General features: G+C 54.5%; 17 protein-coding genes. 13 read left to right on the forward strand and 4 right to left on the reverse strand.

What is annotated here, in order from left to right; translation table 11 throughout:
• Window positions 1-205: 205 nt before the first annotated feature.
• Window positions 206-1,609 carry an FAD-linked oxidase C-terminal domain-containing protein gene (locus tag M9H61_RS19315; RefSeq protein WP_068519548.1) on the forward strand — a complete coding sequence of 468 codons (1,404 nt, stop codon included), beginning with the start codon at window positions 206-208 and terminating at the stop codon, window positions 1,607-1,609.
• A 58-nt stretch (window positions 1,610-1,667) separates the two neighbouring features.
• Here the strand turns inward: M9H61_RS19315 and M9H61_RS19320 are convergent, their stop codons facing one another.
• Window positions 1,668-2,756 carry a lipid A deacylase LpxR family protein gene (locus M9H61_RS19320; RefSeq protein WP_250282411.1) on the reverse strand — a complete coding sequence of 363 codons (1,089 nt, stop codon included), beginning with the start codon at window positions 2,754-2,756 and terminating at the stop codon, window positions 1,668-1,670.
• A gap of 294 nt (window positions 2,757-3,050) precedes the next feature.
• Entirely contained in the window at window positions 3,051-3,887 is an 837-nt protein-coding gene (locus M9H61_RS19325) for a DUF2189 domain-containing protein (RefSeq protein ID WP_250282412.1), read from the reverse strand.
• Window positions 3,888-4,350: 463 nt separating this feature from the next.
• Between M9H61_RS19325 and M9H61_RS19330 the strand changes: the two genes are divergently transcribed.
• The 10 genes from M9H61_RS19330 (at window position 4,351) to queG (ending at window position 19,040) form a co-directional block, all read left to right on the forward strand.
• A complete protein-coding gene (locus M9H61_RS19330; protein ID WP_250282415.1) occupies window positions 4,351-7,953 on the forward strand; it encodes an AsmA family protein in 3,603 nt (1,200 codons plus the stop codon).
• Between the two features lie 171 nt (window positions 7,954-8,124).
• On the forward strand, window positions 8,125-9,651 hold the full coding sequence (locus M9H61_RS19335) for an inorganic phosphate transporter (protein ID WP_250282417.1): 1,527 nt from the start codon (window positions 8,125-8,127) through the stop codon (window positions 9,649-9,651).
• Between the two features lie 233 nt (window positions 9,652-9,884).
• Window positions 9,885-10,430, forward strand: a complete 546-nt coding sequence (locus tag M9H61_RS19340; RefSeq protein ID WP_068519726.1) for a VUT family protein — start codon at window positions 9,885-9,887, stop codon at window positions 10,428-10,430.
• 91 nt (window positions 10,431-10,521) lie between these two features.
• A complete protein-coding gene (gene queA, locus M9H61_RS19345; protein WP_068519553.1) occupies window positions 10,522-11,574 on the forward strand; it encodes a tRNA preQ1(34) S-adenosylmethionine ribosyltransferase-isomerase QueA in 1,053 nt (350 codons plus the stop codon).
• Window positions 11,575-11,580: 6 nt separating this feature from the next.
• Window positions 11,581-12,723 carry a tRNA guanosine(34) transglycosylase Tgt gene (tgt, locus tag M9H61_RS19350; protein WP_250282419.1) on the forward strand — a complete coding sequence of 381 codons (1,143 nt, stop codon included), beginning with the start codon at window positions 11,581-11,583 and terminating at the stop codon, window positions 12,721-12,723.
• Window positions 12,724-12,733: 10 nt separating this feature from the next.
• Window positions 12,734-13,201, forward strand: a complete 468-nt coding sequence (gene queF, locus M9H61_RS19355) for a preQ(1) synthase (RefSeq protein ID WP_068519555.1) — start codon at window positions 12,734-12,736, stop codon at window positions 13,199-13,201.
• 210 nt (window positions 13,202-13,411) lie between these two features.
• Entirely contained in the window at window positions 13,412-13,936 is a 525-nt protein-coding gene (locus tag M9H61_RS19360) for an RNA polymerase sigma factor (protein WP_250282420.1), read from the forward strand.
• 94 nt (window positions 13,937-14,030) lie between these two features.
• Window positions 14,031-15,089, forward strand: coding sequence for a FecR family protein (locus M9H61_RS19365; protein ID WP_250282422.1), 1,059 nt, complete (start codon window positions 14,031-14,033; stop codon window positions 15,087-15,089).
• Between the two features lie 165 nt (window positions 15,090-15,254).
• Window positions 15,255-17,768, forward strand: coding sequence for a TonB-dependent siderophore receptor (locus tag M9H61_RS19370; protein WP_250282425.1), 2,514 nt, complete (start codon window positions 15,255-15,257; stop codon window positions 17,766-17,768).
• A gap of 117 nt (window positions 17,769-17,885) precedes the next feature.
• The gene (gene queG / locus M9H61_RS19375; protein ID WP_250282426.1) at window positions 17,886-19,040 is read left to right on the forward strand and encodes a tRNA epoxyqueuosine(34) reductase QueG; all 1,155 of its coding nucleotides are present in this window, start codon (window positions 17,886-17,888) and stop codon (window positions 19,038-19,040) included.
• Here the strand turns inward: queG and M9H61_RS19380 are convergent, their stop codons facing one another.
• The gene (locus M9H61_RS19380; RefSeq protein ID WP_250282428.1) at window positions 19,041-19,826 is read right to left on the reverse strand and encodes a phosphodiesterase; all 786 of its coding nucleotides are present in this window, start codon (window positions 19,824-19,826) and stop codon (window positions 19,041-19,043) included.
• 75 nt (window positions 19,827-19,901) lie between these two features.
• Here M9H61_RS19380 and M9H61_RS19385 point away from each other — a divergent pair, with 75 nt between their 5' ends.
• Both M9H61_RS19385 and M9H61_RS19390 read left to right on the forward strand, forming a co-directional pair.
• Window positions 19,902-20,213, forward strand: coding sequence for a ribbon-helix-helix domain-containing protein (locus M9H61_RS19385; RefSeq protein ID WP_250282431.1), 312 nt, complete (start codon window positions 19,902-19,904; stop codon window positions 20,211-20,213).
• Window positions 20,214-20,272: 59 nt separating this feature from the next.
• Window positions 20,273-22,078 (forward strand): asparagine synthetase B, encoded by a 1,806-nt coding sequence (locus M9H61_RS19390; protein ID WP_256469507.1) that lies wholly within the window; start codon window positions 20,273-20,275, stop codon window positions 22,076-22,078.
• Between the two features lie 28 nt (window positions 22,079-22,106).
• Here the strand turns inward: M9H61_RS19390 and M9H61_RS19395 are convergent, their stop codons facing one another.
• Complete coding sequence (locus tag M9H61_RS19395; RefSeq protein ID WP_068519561.1) at window positions 22,107-23,201, reverse strand: response regulator; 1,095 nt, start codon at window positions 23,199-23,201, stop codon at window positions 22,107-22,109.
• Window positions 23,202-23,406 lie beyond the last annotated feature (205 nt).

Raw genomic sequence — 23,406 nt, forward strand, 5'->3', positions numbered from 1 at the left:
ATGGATTTGTCGTGCCCGCATGTTTTGACGGGCGCGACAGATTTATCGGGTTTGAATTTTTGCCAAACCGGTCAAAAGGTATTACCAATTTCGATCATCTCGGCGTAAGGTGTCAGCCCTTATCGCGTAATCCGGATCAGACCCCACATCATTCTGGTTCGGTTTGCGGCCGCCACCAGGATTGAAAAGACCAAAGAGCAAAATCATGTCAGATCGCCAATATGAACGCATCGAAACCCCGGAAAGCCTGATCAGCGCCCTGCGCGAGATGCTGGGCGATCGGCTGTCAACTGCGCAGGCTGTGCTTGAACAGCACGGCAAGGATGAAAGCTGGCACGAGGCATCGCCGCCCGATGCGGTGGTTTTTGCAACCTCGACCGAAGAAGTCGCCGAAGTCGTCAAGCTGTGTGTTGCCCACAATGTCCCGATCGTTCCGTTTGGCACGGGTTCATCGCTTGAAGGGCATGTTGCGGCATTGCGCGGCGGGATTTGCATTGATGTATCGCGGATGGACGCGATCCTTGAGGTCAATAACGAAGACCTTGATTGCCGTGTTCAGGCCGGTGTAACCCGCGAACAGCTTAATGATCACTTGCGCGATACCGGTCTGTTTTTCCCGATTGATCCGGGTGCGAATGCATCGATCGGCGGCATGACTGCAACCCGCGCATCGGGCACCAATGCGGTGCGTTATGGCACCATGCGCGACAATGTGCTGAGCCTGACGGTCGTGACCCCGGAAGGCAAGATCATCAAGACTGCCAATCGTGCGCGCAAATCATCGGCCGGTTATGACCTGACCCGTCTGTTTGTCGGGTCCGAGGGCACGCTTGGTGTGATCACAGAAATCGGTTTGAAGCTTTATGGCATCCCGGAAGCCATGTCGGCTGCTGTCTGTGCCTTCCCGACGGTCGAGGCCGCGGTTGATACCGTAATCCTGACCATCCAGGCCGGCATTCCCGTTGCCCGGATCGAATTCCTTGATGAATTGCAGGTCCGCGCGGTCAATAACTATTCCAAGCTTGATCACAAAGAAGCCCCGACCCTGTTCTTTGAATTCCATGGCACCGAAGCCGGTGTGAAGGAACAGGCCGAGTTTGTTCAGTCCGTCGCCGAAGAATACGGTGCCGAGGAATTCCAGTGGGCAACCCGCCAGGAAGACCGCAACAAGCTGTGGGCCGCACGCCACAAGGCCTATTACGCGTCGCTTCAGCTGGAACCGGGCAAGGCCGGCATGCCGACCGATGTGTGTGTGCCGATTTCAAAACTGGCCGAGGCGATTACCGAAACCCGTGCCGATTGCGATGCCAGCCCGCTGACCTGCACCATCATCGGTCATGTCGGCGATGGCAACTTCCACACGCTGATCCTGCTCGATCCCGAAGATCCGGCACAGATGGAAGAAGCCAACCGCCTGCACAAACGCATGGTGGAACGTGCCCTGAAGCTTGGCGGTACCTGTACGGGTGAACATGGCATCGGTTATGGCAAGCTCGACTTCATGGTGGCCGAACATGGCGAAGATACGATCGCCATGATGCGCGCCATCAAAGCGGCCATTGATCCCAAAGGTCTGATGAATCCGGGCAAGCTGATCCCCGGGCTTTGATATCATCATACAATTTGGAAATTTGATGCAAAACGGGGCCTTTGGGCCCTGTTTTTCGTCAGAAGCGGAATGACAGTGAAATCGATCCAAACTGATCGGCACCGCTTTGGGCGGTGAATTCCGGGGTGCGATAGACATGTGTGTAGGTCAGGCGCGCCTGGCCGATGATCATCGCAAAACCGATCTGAAGGTCCCCGACCAGCGGTTCCTTGTCGACCGAGGCACTGTCGGCAAAGGTATTGCCATCAAGGGTGATGTCGCGCACGACATAGCGGCCGGCAAAGCCCGCGAAAAGATATCCGCTGACCGGGAAGCCTTCTGTATCCGGGACAAAGAAGTCCGAACCGGGCAGGCTTGGGCGAATGCGCGGCGGGCCGTAATCGGCAGGCAGGTCAAAGCCCATGCGGAACATCGTCCCGATTTCGGCATTGGTGAACGCATTGCCAAGGGTCACCGCCCCGTGTGGTGTGGCATCAAACTCGATGCCTGAAACGTCGGCTTCAAACCAGCTGCGATATTTCCGTTCATAGGTCAGGCCAATGATCGGTTCATTCTTGATCTGGTTATCCCAGCCTTCCGGGCGTGGGCTGTCGATCAGTTTATGCACGAAATCCTGCGTTTTGTCGGCAAGGGATGCCGGGCCCACAACGCCAAGTGTCAGTTCAAGCGTGTCGATGCGCGAATAGTTGCTTTCGCCGTCATCGGATTTCAGTCCGGTATCAGACAGAAGCCCCGCCGTCCCGTACAACATCCCGGCCCAGGGGCGATCATCGGGCTGGTGTTCGGCGATGGTTATGTCGTCGGGGGTATACATGGTCTGGCCCAGCGAATAGCTGGTGCGAATGCGGCCTTCGGATGCGAAAAACGGCACCTGTTTGGCAACGTTCAAAAAGGCCGCAGGCGCACTGTCTTCTGGCGAAACAAAGGCCAGTCGCACACCGTTGGTGTAATGCTGATCACTGTTGGTCGGTGTGAAAAGGTCGTTTTCAACCGAAAGCGACACACCCCATTTTTCATCCGGCGTACGCGTTGACTGCGGCCCGTCTGCCGTATTGGTCTGGGCATGCAGGGTTCCCATCCCGGCGACTAAGGCAATCAGTGACGCTGAAAGTACGACAAGAGGACGAACTGCCGGGGCCTGATACATAATGAATTATCTCATGAACGCAGATGGTTGCAGGGAAACATGTGAAAGTTCGGATATTAATTGGTCCTGACCCTATGACCACAGAATTTGGACAATTTGTGGCGGGTTTGTAAGTGCTGTCCGGATGCGGTGCCCGATTACAGAAAACCGGGCCAATCTATTGTAACCGTGAAACAATACGATGCCATGATTGTTCCCGCAATGATGTGATCTGTTTATCACAATTTCGGCTATGCGCACAAAAACGCCGCCAGTGTGGCGGCGTTTGGAGGATGGTCTGGTTTGTTGGGCTGGTTACGGCACCTGTCGACGCAGGCGCGCGACATCGGCGTGACTGGTGTCAATGATCCCGCGATAGGCATGCCAGCTTGAATAGCCAAGCAACGGCATCATGATCGCCAGTCCTAACATGAAGACAACCATGCCACAGGCGGCAAGAATGGCAATCACCGCAGCCCAGCCGATCAGAACTTTCCAGTTTTTGCGAAACGCATTCACACTGATGATGACAGCGGTAATCACATCAACATCGCGATCAACCAAAAGCGGGATCGAAACCACCGAAATGGCAAAAACAATGATCGCCAGCGCACCGCCAAGGATGGAGCCGGTAATCAGGAATGTAATCGCATCGCGCGAAAAGAATGTTTCCCAGATCAGGGCATCAAGTGACGGCATGGTTCCGTTGTAAAACAGCGCGAACAGCAACATCGCAATCCGCGTCCATGCCAGGAAGAACAGCATCAGCACAACACCGATCGCCCCGATCTGTCCGGGGTTGCGGCGAAAACCGTTCAGGCTGTGCCAGATGGTAACATTTTCGCCCATCTCAAGGCGGCGGCTGGTTTCGTAAAGGCCCACGGCGACAAGCGGTGCCAAAAGCATGAAGCCCGCAGCCAGCGGCAATGTCAGGTAAGGCTGTCCGGTTCGAAAGATGCTCAGGATCACGAGCCACCCAGCCAGGACGCAAAGCGCACCATAGGTCAGGCCAATCGCCGGTGTCTGTTTGAAGTCCCGCCAGCCGGCCTGAAGCCATTTGCCGGACTGATCGGTTGTGATGGTCCGGATCGTAATACCGTGCAGTCCGTTGTCGACCGTGTTTTCTGGCGTTTGAATTGTTGTATCGGTCATTTTCATCCTCCCTGTCGCGGAAAAGCGCGATGATCTTTCGATATGAATGAAAGTCAGGATTGAATTTATTGTTTTCTAAAATGTATCATTTTAATCGACGATTTCCAGTATCCAGTTGATTTTAAACTATGTATTTGGCTCGAAAGGTGTTTCGAAACTGGAATTTATGGTTTGGTTACGGCCTGTTCGATGCTTGTTTTTATTTGTTAAAAATTGTGCGATTTCTGCGCGATGCTTGATCCGTGTCCGGGGGCTGCTCACATGTTATGGGCCGGGGCGATAAGGCGGTGGAAAAATGCATCCCGCAAGATCGCGCACCATGTCGTGTAATGAATGCAACATTCTCTCGCCATTTTCTGTTGCGACAGATGTCACGAGCCCTATGATTTTGGACTGAAAATCAAACCATTGAGGGTCACGGCCAAACGGCAGTGTGACCTTGCGAGCGAGCGGAGCCTGACTGTTGAAAAAGATCCTTGCCGTAATCGGTGCGTTAGTAGTGGTGCTTGTAGCCGCATTGCTGATCATTCCGTCCCTGATTGACTGGAATGGCTACAAGGCACAGATCACCCAGGCCGTCCGGGATGCGACGGGTAGGGAGCTTGTTCTGACGGGCGACCTGTCGATGTCGCTGATCCCGTCGCCATCGCTTTCGGCAAGTCAGGTGACCTTGGGCAATTTGCCTGGTGCACAGGATGCCGACATGGTTTCGATTGAAGAGGCGCGGGTTTCGGTTGCCCTGATGCCGCTGCTTACCGGCAATATCCAGGTTACTGAAGTCAGCCTGATTGATCCGGTTATCGCAATCGAGACATTTGATAACGGTACGAACAATCTGGTCTTTGATCCGGCAGCCGCGCCGCGTTCCGGACCGGATGCAGGCACGATAACAGTTCCGCAAACTGAACCTCAGACCCCGGCAGCCAACGAGGAAAATGGCGTCAGTACCGCAACCGGGACTGACGAAACCGCATCCGGCAGTGATTTTGCAAGCACGATCAAGATCGATCGTCTCGAAATTGAAAATGCCACCATCATTTACCGCACCCCGGGTTCGGTCGAACGTATCGAGGGTCTGACGGTTGGTGTGTCGGCTGACAGTCTGAATGGTCCGCTCGAAGGGGAAGGGTACGTTTTCTATCGCGGTATCCCGCTGACATTTGGCTTTAATGTCGGTCAGATCAGTCAGGTTGCGCCATTCCCGATCAGCCTGAAAGTCGGCATCGACAAGGTTGACGGTGGTGTCACCGTTGCCGGACGTGTCGATCTTTCAACCGACAATCCCGGCTTTGATGGTCAGATTGATGGTGATTTCAAGGACCTTCGCGAGGCGGCCCTGCGTATTGCCGGCGATGGTGCAGAAATCCCCGATATTGCGGCAAAGCCGCTTGATCTTGGTGGTCACATCACCGCGAATGCAAAGTCGGTCACATTAAATGATCTGTCGATCCGCTTTGGCGAGACCCGTGGTTCGGGCGCCATTGCCATTGATCAGGAACCCAGCATGCGTGCCGATGTCGCATTGCGGTTCAACCAGCTTGACCTTGATAGCATTCTGGTTCTTGCCGATATGGGCGACGGGGCCGGGGCAGCATCGGGTCCTTCATCGAAAGGTGCGGCCGGATCGGCAACTACGGGCAATGACGGTGCAACCGATGGCAGTGCGCAATCCATCCCGTCGCAAAGCTCGGTTAAAAAGGGTGACAGTGCAAATGCACCGATCATTCCGGCTGATCTGACAGCTGCGATCGATTTTGAAGTCGAAACCCTTATTTATAATCAGACCCCGGTTCACAATGCGCGGGTCAATGCCGCGATTGCCAACAGCAAGATCACCCTGAACGAGGTTTCAGCCGGCCTTCCGGGCGGGACCGACTTTGCGGTGTTTGGCAGCATTTCCGGCGAAAAGCCCAAACTGTCTGCGGCGCTGAGCTATGAAATGGCATCGGAAAACATCCGGGCGGTGATCCGTTGGCTGGGTGTTGATGTTGACGGTGTTCGTGCAGACAGGCTGCGCCGGTTCTCGCTGACTGGCGGGATCAAGGGAACGCCCGATCAGTTGAACATTTCCGATCTTGATCTTCGAATTGATGACACCGCCATTCGTGGTGCGGTTGTTGCCAATCTTGGCGGGTCGGGGCTGCCGGCACTTGGTATTGGCTTGAAGCTCGACCGGATCAATATTGATCAGTATGTCGCAACCGCCCAGACCGGCGGCGATGCATCCGCAACGACGTCGGGCAGCGCGGGCAATGGCACCGCAACCGGAACGTCCGCCACCGGCGGGGCTGCGAACGGTGCTTCAAACGCGACCGCGGCCAAGGAAGACATGGTCAAGGTCATCAAGGACGCATTGGCGCCACTTGATGGGCTGGCGGCAAATTACCGGCTGGCTGCCGATGAAATCATTTCGTCGGGTGTTGCGGTGCGCGGGATCATGATTGATGGCAGCATCAAGGGGCGCGATATCACCCTTGGCAATTTTGCCGTTTCAGATGCCGCAGGGCTGAGTGCATCGGCAAAGGGTACCTTTAATGGCAGTGCCGATATTCCGGCTTTTGAAAATCTGTCTGTCCGGGTAACCGCAAAGACACTGGAACCGCTTGCCAAGCTTGCGGGCATTACGCTTCCGGCACCGGCAAGCAGCTATAAAAGCATTCAGGCAAATCTTGGCCTGAATGGTCCGATTACCGGTCCGACCCTTAAGCTTGATGTGTCCAACCCGCTTATGCAGGTGGCACTTGATGGTGAGGTGTCGCAGATGCTGGGGGCCAATCCCGGACTGGATGGCAAACTGGCGGTGCAGGCATCCAGTCTGAACCGTGCGCTTGATCTGGTTGCGCCGACCTATACGCCATCAGGTAATCTTGGCCGACTGGCTGTTTCCAGCACGGTCAAGGGCAATGCGCAAAATGTTGCACTTGATGATCTGAAGCTTGTGCTTGGTGCGTTCGAAACCGCGGGTAAGGTGACCTTTGACGGCAGCCAGACACAGCCGAAACTGACTGTCGCACTTTCTGGTGGCAAACTGGTCGTCGATCCGTTCGTGCCAGCACAAAAGCGCGCGGGTCTTATGCCCGGTATTGGCAGTGGTCCGCGCAAGGCCGCGTTCAATCTGCCGGCAAGCATGACCGCAACACGTGTTGATGCCCGTGATGGTACGCCGTGGGATGATACCGTCATTGACGTATCGGCATTGCGATCGATTGATGCCGATATCGCCATTGCGCTTGATCAGCTTGATTTCGATACCTACAGCCTTGTGAACCCGGATCTGAAGGCAACCCTGGTTCAGGGACTTCTGACGATCTCGAACTTCAAGGGATTGTTGGGGGATGGTGATCTTGGCATCAACGGGACGTTTGATGCACGCAACACGGATGTGCCGCAACTTGCCCTGAAGGGGGATCTTGATGGTGCGCGGATCGAACGGCTGACACCGATCAAGGTTGCCAATGACACGATTATTGGCGGTGCGAACCTTAAATTCGATGTTACGGCATCGGGCAATACGTCACGCCGTCTGGTTTCGGCCCTGAACGGCACGGCCAATCTGGTTTTGACCGAAGTCCGGTTCAGCAATGCGGCAAAACGGTCGAGTGATCCGAAGCTCAATATCGAAGCCCTGCTGCGTCAGGGGCCACAGGCAATGGTCGTGGAAGGGGTTGGCAACAACGATCTGTTGCAATCGCTTGAAGGTGACATCACCATCACCAAGGGCATTGCCAAGACCACCCGTGTCGAAGCGCTTTCGCGTGTCGGGACGGCGGATGCCGATGCGACGCTTGATCTTCCGAAATGGGTGATGGATACGACCGCAGATTTCGATTTTTCCAAGAAGATCGAAGAACTGCCGCCGTTTAGCGTTTATGCCAAAGGCAAGATCGATGATCCGGTCATTACCGGACGCATGGACAAGGTTGCGGTCAAGGTTCTTGATAACATCCTTGATAAGGCACTTGGCGGAAGCAGTTCTGGCAACAGTGATACCGGATCGGGTGGCAATTCACCCGAAGATGCAGCAAAGGGCCTTTTGAAAGGGCTTTTGAATCAGTTTGGTCGCTAGGTGTGCGGCATCATGATGACACAGAAAACGGCCCTGCATTGCGGGGCCGTTTTTCGTTTGTCCTCAGACGGTTGTTCGTATGTTGTAATATAACGGCAAAAAAACCTTAACAAACGGGCTCGGCTTCGACATGATCCGCGCGTCGATTCCCTTTTGTGGTAACGGTTGATTATGTCGGTTAAAAAAACTGCTCTGGATAAGGACCTCAAGTGGCAAAAGCGCATGGATGCCGGGATGGGCGCAACTGCGTCGATCAGTGCAAAACTTGGTCTTGCCATTGTTTTCCTGCTTGCCTGTAGTGCGTTTGTCGCCTTTCACATGGGCGGACTGCCGCAAAGTGGCTTCCTGATCGCCGCTGCTGTGATCGGCGGTTACATGGCGCTCAATATCGGTGCCAATGATGTTGCCAACAATGTCGGTCCTGCAGTCGGCTCAAAAGCACTGACCATGGTTGGCGCGCTTTTGATTGCCGCCGTGTTCGAAGCCGCAGGTGCGATCATTGCCGGTGGCGACGTTGTCGGGACCATCAAGAACGGCATTATCGATCCAAACCAGATGCCTGATGCACAGACCTTTGTCTGGGCGATGATGGCGGCGCTTTTGGCTGCTGCCCTTTGGCTGAACCTGGCGACCTGGCTCGGGGCGCCGGTATCAACCACGCATTCGATCGTTGGCGGTGTGATGGGTGCTGGCATGGCTGCCGTCGGGCTTGGTGCTGTCAACTGGCCGACCATGGGCACCATTGCTGCGAGCTGGGTGATTTCCCCGGTTTTGGGTGGTCTGATTGCCGCGGGCTTCTTGGCCTTTATCAAATTCCGCATCATCTATACCGAAGACCGCGTTGCGGCCGCACGCAAATGGGTTCCGATCCTTGTGGGCGTGATGGTTTCGGCATTCTCGATGTATCTGATGATGAAGGGTGTGAAGAAAATCTGGAAGGCCGATACCCCGGTTGTGATTGCCATTGGTATCGCCGCATTCTTCATTACGGTCATTCCGGTCCGCAAGGCCGTGATCCGTGCATCGGCATCGATGACCGGACGGCGCAAGGAAATTGCATCGCTGTTCCGTATTCCGCTTGTTGTGTCGGCAGCTCTTTTGTCCTTTGCCCACGGTTCTAACGACGTTGCCAACGCGATTGGCCCGCTTGCAGCCATCGTATCGGGTGTGGATAGCGGTGAAATCGTGACCAAGGCCCCGATCCCGATCTGGGTTATGGTGATTGGTGCACTTGGTATTTCGGCTGGTCTGATCCTGTTTGGTCCGAAACTGATCAAAACCGTTGGCTCCAAAATCACCAAACTTGATCCGATCCGTGCCTATACGGTTGCGCTTTCGGCGGCATTGACCGTGATTGTGGCCTCGGCACTCGGTCTTCCTGTCAGCTCGACCCACATTGCGGTCGGCGCGGTATTTGGTGTCGGTTTCCTGCGTGAAAGTCTGTCGCATCGTCGTCGTCAGGTAGCACCGCCGATGCTGGTGGACGCGCCGGAAGGCGAACAGTCCGACGAACATCTCGAAGCATTGCGTCAGATTGATCCGAACGAAGCCGAACGGGCCGAAAAGAAACTGCGCAAGCGTCTTCTGGTGCGCCGTCGCTATGCGGTGACGATTGCAACAGCCTGGGTGGTGACGGTTCCGGCCGGTGCCTTCCTTGGGGCGCTGCTGTTCTTCACCATTCGCGGTATCATGCTGTAATTGCAATAAGAATAAAGTTTCGCGGCACGGCGTCCCACTTTCCCCGGGGCGACTTGCAGCGATCTGCAGCGGCGGTCAGGGTAACCTGGCCGCCGTTTTTCCTTGACCATACGGGGGGCGGGGCGTAAACAGCGCCCCAACCAAAGTTATCCGAACCCGGTCTCGATCGTCGCCCAGTAAGGTGGGCCGCGAGATTTGTTATGCGTGGGTTCACCTTTTTGAAGGACGAAAAGATGAAAGCGATCATTTTCGGCATTCTGGCAATGGCAGCGACTGTTGTCGCGTCGAACATTCTGGTCGAATACCCGCTTCCGGGTGTGTTGGCAGATTGGCTGACCTACGGCGCCTTTACCTATCCGGTGGCGTTTCTGGTAACCGATCTGACCAACCGTGCACGCGGTGCAGGGGCCGCACGTATTGTTGTGCTGGCGGGCTTTGCCCTGGCTGTTGTGTTGTCGCTGATCCTTGCTGACACGCGGATCGCCATCGCGTCCGGTACTGCTTTCCTGATTGCGCAGATGCTTGATGTCACCATCTTTGACAAATTGCGTCAGGCAACCTGGTGGAAAGCACCGCTTGTTTCATCTGGCATCGGTTCGGCTGTTGATACGGCATTGTTCTTTTCGATCGCCTTTGCCGGGACCGGCCTTCCGTGGGATACCTGGGCACTGGGTGATTTCACCGCCAAGGTGATCATGGCGCTGACCTGTCTTGCGCCGTTCCGTCTGTTGATGGCGGTGGTAACGCCGCGCCTGAATGCGGAACCGGCACAGGGCTGATATGACGCGCCAAGCCTTGTGGTTTTGAACGAAGGGGCGCATAAAACGCCCCTTCAATTGTTTGTCCAATCAACCGGAATAATCCCGATCCATGAAAGTCGATCTGTTCGATTTCGAATTGCCGCGCGAACGCATTGCCGAACATCCGGCAAATCCGCGTGATGCTGCACGCATGCTTGATCTGTCTGCTGGCGGAATGACCGACCGTATCGTGCGCGAACTGCCCGATATTTTGCGTCCGGGTGATTTGCTTATTTCAAATGATACCCGCGTGATCCCGGCGCGCCTGTTCGGCAAGCGCGGTGACGCCAAGGTCGAAGTCACCCTGCACAAGCAGGAAGGACTGGCCGAATGGGTGGCGTTTGCAAAGCCGGCCAAAAAGCTTCGGATCGGGGAAACCTTCAAGGTCAATGACGAATTCGAAGCCGAAGTGCTTGATAAGAAGGATGGCGGCGAGGTCACGCTGAAATTCAACCGTTCGGGTGCTGATCTGATTGCGGCTCTTGAAAAATACGGTGTCATGCCGTTGCCGCCCTATATCCGTCGCGAAGCCGGCGGCAATGATCAGGACAAATCCGATTATCAGACCATCTTTGCCCAAAAAGATGGTGCTGTGGCCGCCCCGACGGCGGGCCTGCATTTTACCCCGGAACTTTTGGCCAATCTGGATGCGCGCGGGATCAATCGCCGCACCATAACCCTGCATGTCGGGGCGGGCACGTTCCTTCCGGTCAAGGTTGATGATACCGATGACCATAAAATGCATGCGGAATGGGGATCGATCAGCAAGGAAATCGCTGATCTGATCAACGAAACGCGCGCCAATGGCGGACGCGTTGTTGCGGTGGGTACGACGTCGTTGCGCCTGCTGGAAAGTGCCGCGCGCGAAGATGGTGTGGTTGAACCGTTCGAAGCGGAAACCGACATCTTTATCACGCCTGGTTACAAGTTCCGTGCGGTCGACATGCTTTTGACCAACTTCCATCTGCCGCGTTCGACCCTGTTCATGCTGGTTTCGGCCTTTGCCGGGTTTGAACGCATGAAGGCAGCTTATAACCACGCGATCGAAAACGAATACCGTTTTTATTCTTATGGCGATTGCAGTCTGCTTGAATGCGCCAGTAAAATTGATGCACGGACATAAATTGTCATGACCGAATTTCGCTATGAATTGCTTGCCCAGGATGGCAAGGCCCGCTTGGGGCGCATCCACACCGCGCACGGCGTGATCGATACGCCGACTTTCATGCCGGTGGGGACTGCCGCCACGGTTAAGGGCATGTTGCCGGAAAACGTCGCCGATACCGGTGCGCAAATCCTTTTGGGTAATACGTACCATTTGATGCTGCGTCCCGGTGCGGAACGCATTGCGCGTCTTGGTGGTTTGCACAAATTCATGAACTGGGATAAACCGATCCTGACCGACAGTGGCGGGTATCAGGTCATGTCGCTGGCAAAATTGCGCAAGATCACCGAAGAAGGCGTCACCTTCAAAAGCCACATCGACGGGCGCAAGTTTAACCTGACGCCTGAACGTTCGATGGAAATCCAGCATTTGCTGGGCTCGACCATCACCATGGCCTTTGATGAATGCACGCCGTTCCCGGCAACCGAGCAGCAGGCCCGCGAAAGCATGCAGATGTCGATGCGCTGGGCCAAACGGTCCAAGGACGCCTTTGTCGAACGCGCAGGCTATGCGCTTTATGGCATTCAGCAGGGCAGCGTTTTTGAAAAACTGCGTCGTGAAAGTTCAGAAAAGCTGGCCGAGCTTGATCTTCCGGGCCATTCGGTTGGTGGTCTTGCCGTTGGCGAAGGCCAGCAGATCATGTTCGATACGCTTGATTTCTGCGTCGATATGCTGCCGGCCAACAAGCCGCGTTACCTGATGGGGGTTGGCAAGCCGTCTGATCTTGTTGGCGCAGTGATGCGCGGGATTGATCAGTTTGATTGCGTTCTTCCGACCCGTTCGGGCCGCAATGCGCAGGCCTTTACCCATCGCGGGACCTTGAACCTTAAGAATGGCCGTCATCGCGATGATGACCGTCCGCTTGATGATCAGTGCAATTGTCCGGCTTGTACAAAATATTCGCGGGCCTATCTGCATCATCTGATCAAGGCGGGTGAAATTCTGGGTGCGGTTCTGCTGACCTGGCATAACCTTGCCTATTATCAGGATTTGATGCGCGGCATGCGCGAAGCCATTGCCGAAGGCCGGATGGAGGCCTTTGCGCGCGATTTCCATGCCGGACAGGAAGGCGGGGATATCGATCCCGTGTCGATCATCGAAGATTAAGGAGGCTGTCATGGCCGATCAGACCATTTACGACAATCTGACCATGCTGGGCGGTGACACGGTACAACCGGCATCCCCGGACGAAGCCGTTCTTGAACGTGTTCAGAACCCGCAGGCCGGAACAGATTACTGTGTGCGCTTTGTCGCACCGGAATTTACATCCCTGTGTCCGATCACCGGGCAGCCCGATTTTGCCCATTTGGTGATCGACTATGTACCGGGTGACTGGCTTGTCGAAAGCAAATCGCTGAAGCTGTTTCTGACGTCGTTCCGCAATCATGGTTCATTCCATGAAGACTGCACGATCAAGGTCGGCAAGCGCATTGTCGAAACGCTTGATCCGAAATGGCTGCGCATTGGCGGATACTGGTATCCGCGCGGCGGTATTCCGATTGATGTGTTTTATCAAACCGGTGCCGCACCCGAAGGTGTATGGATCCCGGAACAGGGCGTTGCTCCGTATCGCGGGCGCGGATAGTCTGGCGCATCGGTCTGGTTTTCCGGGCCGGGGCAATAATTCAAAGGGCTGCCTTGTTTCGCAAGGCGGCCTTTTTCGTGCGATTTTGGTGGGGGCATGATCAGTTGTTGATAATTATTCGCATTGTCATTTTCAATTGATCCTGCTAAGTCAGAAGCCGGGCAGGGGAACCTGCCGGGTTTGTGTTACTGGCTTGGTTGGAAAACGGCGATGGCGCGCCAAAGCGCATCAGTCCTTATTGCGAGTTTTCAGGAAAACTATGAACAGCTTTTGCGGTTTCTGACCCGAAAGCTGAATGGTGATTCCGAACGTGCCGCCGATGTTGCCCAGGACACCTTTGTTCGCCTTGCCAGAACGCCAGATACAGACGACGAAATCGACAATCCCCGGGCCTATATCTATCGCGTGGCGGGTAACCTTGCGATTGATCAGATCAGAAGTGACCGCCGCCAATCCGCCCATCATGACGGCGCAGATGGTGCATCGGAAATCAGTGATCCCGAACCCGGCCCGGAAAGAATTTGTCTATCGCGTGAACAGGTCAAACTGCTTGATCAGGCATTGAACCAGTTGCCGGAAAATGCCCGTGCAGCATTGCTGATGTTCCGGGTAGAAGGATTGTCCCATACCGAGATTGCCGAGAAACTTGGTGTTTCCAACAGCATGGTCGCGAAATATATTGGTCGCGCCTTAAAGCATTGCCGTGATGCGCTTTTGGCAGGGGGCGAAAAATAATGTCAAAAAAAATGGCATCATTTGTTCTGCTCACTCGTCTTAATAACAGGAATAGCCGTTTGTCAAAGGCGGCACAGGATCGGGGACGGTTACTTTGAATTCGGGTGCATCCGCACATCAGCAGCCAGCTCTGCAAGGCTATGACAATGACATGGTCGCATTAAGCGATCAGGCCATTGACTGGCTTGTGCGTCTGCAATCCGATGATGCGACGGATCATGATCGTCAGGCATTTGCCAAATGGTCCGCCCAAAGTGATGCGCATATGCGCGCGGTCCGCGATGCAGAGGCGTTGTTCGGGGCGGTGGATCAAACGCAAACCGCGCAGGATTGTACGGGGCACGTTGCGCCATTGTCACCAAATGCAGCAAAGCCAAATAGCCCAGCACGAACAAAACGGCGTCCGGCAGCCCGTTCTGTTGCAAGGTTTGGCACACGCCGGTTTGCCCTGACGGCTGCATCGCTTTGTGCATTTGTTTTGATGATTGTGACCGGGGCTGGCATGCAAAGCGACATCTGGGCACGCTGGAATGCACAATACAGCACTGATATCGGGGGGGCTAAAACCGTCAATCTGCCGGACGGTACGGTGGCCCACATGAATACGGCGTCGGCCTTTTCCATTGATTTCTCTGACGGGGTGCGACGGGTTGATCTGGCCGCGGGCGAGGTGATCTTTGATGTGGCCAAGGATGCGCAACATCCCTTTATCGTTTCCGCCCAGGGGGGCGAAGCCATGGCCGTTGGTACCGTCTATGGCGTTCGCATCAAAGATGATCATGTGAACGTAACGGTGCGCGAAGGTATCGTTGAAGTCAGTACCGGTGTCGGAAGCAGCATACGCCTTTTGGCCGGGGATCGCGCCGTTTATCAGGATGGTCGCGGCCCGCAGGCAGATGGAACCGTTGACCTGGCAGCGTATGGAAGCTGGCAACGCGGCAAGCTGATCTTTAACAACCGTCCCTTGGGCGATGTGATTGATGAAGTTCAGCGCTATAAGGCCGAACGCATCGTCATTGCTCGTGATGCAGTCCATAACTTGAAAGTTACCGGTGTATTTGACATTGCCGATCTTGATGCATTGCTTGATACGCTGGAACAGGCAATGAATGCCCGGGTTGTCAGGTTGCCGCTTTTGACGGTGATCTACTAAATCCTGTTCCCGGTTGGCCGGGTTTTCGGGCGTTTTCCAATAAAATCGAAAAAAATTGAAAAATCCGGTGCAAATCGCGTTGGGTCAGATCGTCTTAAGGTCAAAAGCGAATGATTTCGGTTCTTATAATCATTCGCAAACAGGGGAATGACCGGAAGACTTATGATGAATTCAACGAATATGATGGCGCAGGCCGCAGTCAGTCAAAAAGCTGTGCAGCGGAGTGGGACTTTACGTAATGGATGGATGCGTCGTCTGGCTGCAACCACGGTGATCTCGGGGATCGCGGCAACGTGCCCGATTGTCGCACACGCGACCGAACAGCAAACACCGGTATCGATTGATGCGGAAGTTGCGCAGTCGACTGTCGTACGCCTTGATATCCCGGCACAGGAACTTGACCGTGCGCTGACCAGTTTTGCCGATCAGGCCAACCTGAAGCTGCTTTTCCCGTCCCAGGGACTGAACGGGCTGCAAGCCCCGGAACTTAAGGGTGAGATGACTGTTGATGCGGCTCTTGATCGTCTTCTGAGCGGAACGGGTCATTTTTGGCGCTACACCGATGGTGGCACGATTACAATTGAGCCGCTTTCCGAAACTGGCGAGAACGTCACCGACGCCATCCGGATTGAGGCAAACAGTGTCGGCGAAAAGGCGGATGGCCCTGTTGAGGGATATATCGCCACGAAATCACTGGCCGCGACCAAGACCGGGACACCGATCCTTGAAACATCACAAAGCATCACGGTTGTGACGCAGGATCAGATGGAAGATCAGGGTTCGCAAACCATCATGCAGGCCATGCGCTATACCCCCGGTGCCTTTACCGGACAGGTCGGGGCGTCAAACCGCTATGATTATGTGATCCTGCGCGGGCTGGTCGACCGGTCGATTGATAATATTTATCTTGATGGCCTGAAAACCATGGGCGATGACTCGACTTATAGCTCGATGCAGATCGACCCGTATTTTGTTGAACGCGCAGACGTTGTCAGAGGCCCGGCTTCTGTCCTGTACGGACGCAGTTCACCGGGGGGGATCGTTGCGCTTTCAAGCAAAAAGCCGCAGTTCGAACAGCAGGGCGAGATTGAGGTCTCCTATGGCAACCGCAATCAACGCGGTATCGGTTTTGATCTTACCGGTCCGCTTGATGATGCCGGAAAGCTTGCTTTTCGCGTGACGGGCAAGGCGGACGCGGCCGACACCCAATATACCGGTACCGAAGAAGAACGTTACGCGATTGCACCTTCGCTGACGGCGAACTTCACGGATGATACCCGTGTTACCCTGATGGCATATCTGCAAAAGGATCCCGAAGGCGGAACCCATAACGGGCTGCCCTCAGAGGGCACATTGTTCCCGCGCAATGGCAAATACATCTCGACCGGATTTTTTGATGGTGACCCGTCGCTCGAAGCGTTCGAAAGAACCCAGAACATGGTCGGATATCAGTTCGAACATGATTTTGATGACAATCTGACAGCGCGCCAGAACTTCCGTTTTCTTGATGCATCGGTCCATATCGATCAGATCTATCAGACCGGCTGGGATGGATCGTCTGATAACCTGAACCGGCGCTATGGCGGTGGTGACGAAGACATGCGCGCCTATGCCGTCGACAACCAGCTTCAGGCCGAATTTGCGACAGCGGATATCGATCATACCGTTCTGGGTGGATTTGATTATCAGCATCGCCGCGTTGAAAATGCCTGGCAGTTCCCAAGTGCATCCAGCATCAATGCCTTTAACCCGGTATATGGAAACACCGGTGTGACCATTGGCGCGCCGACAAACAGCAAAGTGCAGACGCTTGAACAAGCCGGTCTTTATCTTGAAGACCAGTTGGAATACGAAAAATGGCGCTTTTCCCTTGGTTTGCGCCAGGATTGGGTCGAAACCACCAAGCATGACCGCCTGACACAGAAGAACACCGGTGAAGATCGTCAGAAGCTCACCAAGCGGGCAGGGGTGCTTTATCTGTTTGATAATGGTGTCGCGCCGTATGTCAGCTATTCCGAATCTTTTAATCCAAGCCTTTATTCCGATGTCGCGGGCAATCCGATCGAACCGTCAGAAGGCACGCAGTATGAGGCGGGTGTGAAATACCAGCCCGAGAACGGCAACCTTCTTTTGAGTGCGGCGGCCTTCTATCTCGAACAGGATAATGTCGCGATTTACGACTCATCGACCTATGCCTATGATCCGGTCGGTAAGATCGTCAGTCAGGGGCTTGAGCTTGAAGCACGTGCGAACCTGAACGAAAACCTGAGTGTGATGGCGTCTTATACCTATACCGACGCAGCCTATGACGCGCCGGGCGATACCAAGGACGGCAAACAGCCGATGCAGGTGCCAGAACATATGGCATCACTTTGGGGCAACTATTCGTTCTATTCCGGGGCATTGAATGGCCTGTCCATTGGTGCCGGTGCGCGGTTTGTCGGTGAAATGGCAGCCAATGAAACCAACACCATAACGGTTCCGGATTACACCATCTTTGACCTGTCGCTGAACTATGACATGGCCAATGTCGGTCTTGAAAACACCGACCTTCGGGTGAATGTGAACAACCTGCTTGACGAAGAATATGTCGCGTCCTGTTTGATCACGTCGTCATCGGACAACTGTTACTATGGCGAGGAACGTTCGATCCTTGCGACCGTGCGGTATCGGTTCTGATCAGCACTACTTTCCAATCAAGGGCCGCAGCATCGTGCTGCGGCCTTTTGCGTTTCAGGCAGATGATTATATAAGGCAGCAGAGAGAGGCCCAAACAAGACAAGCCCGACTGATGCCATGACCACCAAGACGCACAAGACCATTACCTTTGACATGCTTGAGGCCAAAGCCCGTGAAATCGGCTTTGATGTCTGTGGGGTGGCGCGTCCGGAAATTGATCCGCGCAATCAGCAGCGTCTGGATGAATTTGTTGCCGCGGGTGAATACGGGTCGATGGCCTGGATGAATGATCCCGAACGTCTGCCGCGGCGGCGCGATCCGGAAATGCTGTGGCCCGATGTCAAATCGGTGATTGTTCTGGGCAGCAATTATGGCCCGGCCGAAAATCCGATGGCACTGCTTGATCACCCGGACCGGGCGATGATTTCGGTTTATGCCCGCAACAAGGATTACCACGACCTGATCAAAAAACGCCTGAAACAGCTGGCCCGCTGGCTGGTTGAACAATCCGGCGGAACAGAACAGGTCAAAGTGTTTGTTGATACCGCCCCGGTCCTTGAAAAGCCGCTTGGCCAGTCATCGGGGATTGGCTGGCAGGGCAAGCATACCAATCTGGTATCGCGGGAATTTGGCAGTTGGCTGTTTCTGGGCGAGGTCTTTACCACCATCGAATTTGCACAGGCAGAACCGGAAATCGATCATTGCGGGTCATGTTCGAAATGTCTTTCGGCCTGTCCGACCAATGCCTTTCCGGCGCCTTACAAACTTGATGCGCGCAAATGCATTTCCTATTTGACGATCGAACATGACGGGCCGATCCCGGGTCAATTCCGAACGGCAATGGGCAATCGTATCTATGGCTGTGATGATTGTCTGGCGGCCTGTCCCTGGAACAAATTTGCCAGCCGCACCGAAGAACTTGCCTTTATCCCGCGTGCCGAATTGACCGCACCGCGACTGGCGGATTTTCTTGATCTTGATGATGCATCATTTCGGGCATTCTTTACCGGGTCACCGATCAAGCGCATTGGACGGGCAAAGTTTTTGCGCAACGTTCTGATCGCCGCAGGCAACAGCTGCTCAGAACGGCTGATCCCCAAAATTACAGCCTTGCTTGCCGATGAAAGTGCGCTGATCCGTGCCAGTGCCGTTTGGGCGCTTTCGCGTTTGATGAGCAACACGGCATTTGATGCCCTGAAGGCTGAACATTATGACACTGAACAAAGCCCGATTGTGCGCGATGAATGGGATTTGGTGTCGGTCGCGGCCTGATTACAAATCCATATCGAATTTCACAAAATCAAAGTGATAGCGAAGTCCGCCCTTAGGATCGGTAAAGCCGATGCCATAGCCCGGGCCAAGCGGGTTGCGATCTTCGAGTTCTTCTTCCTTTTCATGGCGGAAATCAAGCGGCTCCCCGCATTGGGTGCTGTTGGCCAGAACAAATGGCACACCAAGCCAGGTTCCGGTTGCTGGCCGGTGAAGATGACCAAAGAACAGATGTTTGATCTGTCGGTTTGCCTGAACGATTTCGCCAAGTTCATGTTCAACATCAAGCCGGATGGTGTCCATGAAAGGCAGACCCATTTCAAAGGGCGGATGATGCATGAACAGGAAAGTCGGGGTATCGCGATGGGCGGCAAGTTCGTCACGCAGCCATGCAAGACGACGATCACATAACGTGCCGTGATGATGATCGGGAACGATGCTGTCCATCATCACAAAACGAACCCCGCCAATTGTTTGACCGAAATTGACAAAGCCGTTGGCATCAATATCGGTGGTCGGGAATGCATCGCGGAATGCTTCGCGGATGTCGTGATTGCCCGGAATGACCAGATAGGGAATGGCAAGTTCCGAAAGGATATCAACAGCATGTTCATACTGTTCGGGTGTGCCGCGATGGGTGATATCCCCGGTAATTACACAAATTTCCGCATCACTGTGCAGTGCATTGACTTCGCCAATAACCTTGCGCAGCGTTGCCGCAGCATCGGGCTTACGCGACATGTCATTGCGCGACAGAATATGAAGATCGGAAAGATGTATGAATTTCATGACGATGCCCTATCATGATCAAAAGCATTTGAAATCATGTTCGTTTTTCCCAGACATGAAAAGATATAAACGCCGATGGATGACAGCGTTCGTAAAAGATCAGTGACAATTGCCGGGCACAGAACCAGCTTTTCGCTTGAAGATGCGTTCTGGCAGGAACTGGTCGGTATTGCCGAACGCCGCAACGTGACCCTGGCGGAGCTTGTTGTCGAAATTGATTCCGATCGCGACGGTAATCTTTCAAGTGCGCTTCGCCTTTATGTGTTGCGTGACCTTCAAAACCGCCTTGCCAGCCAAACGTCAAATCAGACGACTGGCCAAACGCAAACTGGCCCCGGTGCAGCAGGCGCACCCGACGATGCGCCCGGTCCGGACAAACAGGCATAAGGTCGATGTGTGGTATTGCCGGGCTAACAGCACCAACTGATCAGCCGGCAATGGCGCGCATGTTGCAAAAACTGTCCCATCGTGGTCCTGACCATCAAGCAATATGGACAGAGCCCGATGGTGCCATGAGTGGAACGGTTGCACTTGGCTGTGCGCGGCTCATGACCACGGATCCCGATCCATCTGCGGATCAGCCATTGGTGACATCAGACGGGAAATTCGTTCTGGTATTTAATGGCTATATTGCCGCTCACCGGCGCAAGATTGCCCACCTGAACAATGATGGTGCTTTGCCACGCAGTTCCAGTGACGCCGAACTTGTCTTGCAAGTGCTGGCGCGCGCCGTCGCGAATGACTGCGATGTTGCCGATATTCTGGCCGGTCTTTCCGGGCAGTTCGCGCTGGCACTTTGGGACCGGACGCAAAGGCGGCTTTGGCTGGCCTGCGATCCGTTGGGGATCAAGTCGCTTTATGTTGCGCATCGCACCAATGGTGACATTGCCTTTGCGTCGGAACTGGCGGCACTTGATGAAATACGGGCAGGCCAATTCGATGACAGCATTGCATCAGATTATTTTGCCCATCTGTTCGTGCCAGGCCCGGCAAGCGGTATTCGCCAGACAGAACGTCTGAAGCCGGGAACGGTCCTGTGTTGGCAGGATGGCAAAATATCGCGCAGCATCATCGCTCATCCGGCGACAGCCGAGCGCGCGGGGCAGGCAATACCCGATGTAATCGCGGATTTGCGCCAACATGTTCGTCAATCGGTTGCCGATGCGATGGATGTTGATTGCACCCTTGGTTGTCTGGTTTCAGGCGGGCTTGATAGTGCCGGTGTAGCGGCAATCGCATGCGACATTGCACGCGGGCATGATCGTGATCCGCCACCTGCATTCACGATGGGGTTTGATGCCCCGGCACGTGATGAAACCGATGCGGCACGTAAACTGTGTGCGCATCTCGGACTTGAATTAAGCATTGTGTCGGCCCCGCAAAAGGCGGACGAGATTTTTGATATTCTGACAGCGGTACTCAGAGCCGTCGGCGTACCCTTTGCCAATCCAGCGATCGTTTTGAACTGGAAGCTGTCAGAAAGGGTGGCGCGGGATGTGCGGGTTTGTCTAAGTGGTGATGGCGGTGATGAGCTGTTTGGCGGTTACCCGCGCTATCGTGCCGCGCGGTTGTTTGACAGTGCCTGGCACTATCTGCCAGCAAGCCTGCGGCGATTATCGGCACAGGCCGGACAGGGGATTGGCAATCGCGCATTGTCGCGGTTCCTGGCTGGCGGCCAAGGGGATGCAAAGACAGCATTCACGGTTTGGAATAACCGTTGTGCGATTGGGCAATTGACGGCGGGGTGGCATCCCGATGATGGCGGTTTTGATGCCAAAATGCCGCTGACCGATCAGATGATGACGTTTGATCGTGATGTGACCTTGCCCGGTAATCAGCTTGTCATGGCCGATCTTTGCGGGATGGCGTTCGGGCTTGAATATCGGCCGCCATTGTTGGGCCATGATATCGTACGCAAAGTATCCCAGGTGCCGGGGATATCCCACCTGCGCGGGGGCGGCAAAGCGGTTTGGCGTGAAGTCGTTGCGCCGTTTCTTCCGTACTGGCATCTGCGCAATCGCAAGATCGGCTTCAATCCGCCTGTTGCAAATTGGCTGGCGATGCTGGGGCCATATATCTGGGGGGACGAGACCCGGATTTTGAAAAACCTGTTTGCGCATACGGGGGTGACATCAACCGAACAACGCAAATGCTGGAAGCGTGCCATATCAGGACGCGATATGGACATGTCGCTTAGTGTTTGGGCGCTTCTGGTTTGGGCAGTCTGGCCAATGATTCGCAACGGGAAATAGCCAATGGCAGGAACAGCGTGGTTTTGCCTTATGCCGTGCTGTCACCGGCAATATTGCGCGACCGGCGATAAAGATTAAGGGCGGTCAGCGCGGTTGGCGCCAGTTGAACGACCTGGCGCGACAATGAAAGCACGCGTTCTTCGTCAAGGTTGCTGTCTTCAAACACCGACTGGGTCGTTTCGCACAATTCCGACAACTGACGTAATCCAAAGGTCCCCGACGTGCTTTTAAGGGCGTGGACTTCGTTGCGCACGGTTTTCAGGTCATCTTCTGACAGGGCCTTGTCGATTTTGACCAGCCGTGATTCCGTTTCATTGATGAATATGTCGATGCCGCATTTTGCGCCTTCATCCCCGGCATCATTGTAAAGTTGTTCAAGAACACGAATATCAAGCACCGGGCTTGTCGGGGATTCCGGACGTGGCGGGCGACCAATGCGTGCGCTTTTGCTCCTTAGATGCGGCGGGGGCGAGTTTTTGGACTGGGCGTTGCTGACCGTTCCCGGTGCACGCGAAATCAGGTCATGCATGGTTTCGATCAGCTTTTCGCGCTGGATCGGTTTGTTGATAAATTCATCGACCCCGGATTGGCGGGCAATGACATTCCAGTCACGCGACTGATGTGCCGAAAGCGCAATGATCGGGGTTTGTGAAACCGGTCCCGCCATGTGGCGGATACGGCGGGTGGTGTGCAAGCCGTCCATATCGGGCATTTCAACATCCATCAGGATCAGGTCGGCATTGACCCCGCGGCGTAGCATGTTCAGAACCGTTTGTCCGTTGCTTGCTTCAACGATGCTGTATCCTTCGGCCTGAAGGATACGACGGGCGACCATGCGGTTGCTTTCGCTGTCATCGGCGATGATGACGGTCCCGATTTTGGAATCATTGGCCGAATTTTCGAGATTGATTTTATCAAGCGGCAGAAGCTGTGGCTTGACGAAGCAAACGGAAATCATGCCGCCATCGGCAAGTTCGGTTTCGTTGAAAATCAGATCTTCTTCGGCAACACCGGTGATCAATTGCTCCCACGCCGGATTGGCATAGACAATCCGTTCGTCCGCGTCAAAAAGAGCAATGCCTGCTTGCGTCTGCGCAAGTGCATCAATGATCCGATGTTCCATTGGCCACCTACCGATTCGGTGCCCAGTCCCTTACCAAAAGGCACAAAGATTCTTTTTGGGTGAAACGTTCACGTTTCTTGTATGACTCTTAATATTGTTACAGTTTTTTCTAATAAGTCCATGATTTTTAACAGTCACGGATCTAAGTCACTCAAAACGCGTGAAACACTTGTGTGAAACATGTGTTTCAATGATTGCGGCAAGT

Source organism: Thalassospira sp. GO-4, assembly GCF_023588965.1.
In the GTDB taxonomy this organism is placed as follows: Bacteria; Pseudomonadota; Alphaproteobacteria; order Rhodospirillales; family Thalassospiraceae; genus Thalassospira; species Thalassospira povalilytica.

Bases quoted from the DNA above. Each gene is read 5' to 3' on its own strand.
- queG (WP_250282426.1), top strand. From the start codon at position 17,886: ATGACCACCAAGACGCACAAGACCATTACCTTTGACATGCTTGAGGCC.
- M9H61_RS19325 (WP_250282412.1), bottom strand. From the start codon at position 3,887: ATGACCGATACAACAATTCAAACGCCAGAAAACACGGTCGACAACGGA.
- queF (WP_068519555.1), top strand. From the start codon at position 12,734: ATGGCCGATCAGACCATTTACGACAATCTGACCATGCTGGGCGGTGAC.
- M9H61_RS19385 (WP_250282431.1), top strand. From the start codon at position 19,902: ATGGATGACAGCGTTCGTAAAAGATCAGTGACAATTGCCGGGCACAGA.
- M9H61_RS19380 (WP_250282428.1), bottom strand. From the start codon at position 19,826: ATGAAATTCATACATCTTTCCGATCTTCATATTCTGTCGCGCAATGAC.
- M9H61_RS19335 (WP_250282417.1), top strand. From the start codon at position 8,125: ATGTCGGTTAAAAAAACTGCTCTGGATAAGGACCTCAAGTGGCAAAAG.
- M9H61_RS19390 (WP_256469507.1), top strand. From the start codon at position 20,273: ATGTTGCAAAAACTGTCCCATCGTGGTCCTGACCATCAAGCAATATGG.
- M9H61_RS19315 (WP_068519548.1), top strand. From the start codon at position 206: ATGTCAGATCGCCAATATGAACGCATCGAAACCCCGGAAAGCCTGATC.
- tgt (WP_250282419.1), top strand. From the start codon at position 11,581: ATGACCGAATTTCGCTATGAATTGCTTGCCCAGGATGGCAAGGCCCGC.
- queA (WP_068519553.1), top strand. From the start codon at position 10,522: ATGAAAGTCGATCTGTTCGATTTCGAATTGCCGCGCGAACGCATTGCC.
- M9H61_RS19395 (WP_068519561.1), bottom strand. From the start codon at position 23,201: ATGGAACATCGGATCATTGATGCACTTGCGCAGACGCAAGCAGGCATT.
- M9H61_RS19360 (WP_250282420.1), top strand. From the start codon at position 13,412: ATGGCGCGCCAAAGCGCATCAGTCCTTATTGCGAGTTTTCAGGAAAAC.
- M9H61_RS19320 (WP_250282411.1), bottom strand. From the start codon at position 2,756: ATGTATCAGGCCCCGGCAGTTCGTCCTCTTGTCGTACTTTCAGCGTCA.
- M9H61_RS19340 (WP_068519726.1), top strand. From the start codon at position 9,885: ATGAAAGCGATCATTTTCGGCATTCTGGCAATGGCAGCGACTGTTGTC.
- M9H61_RS19370 (WP_250282425.1), top strand. From the start codon at position 15,255: ATGAATTCAACGAATATGATGGCGCAGGCCGCAGTCAGTCAAAAAGCT.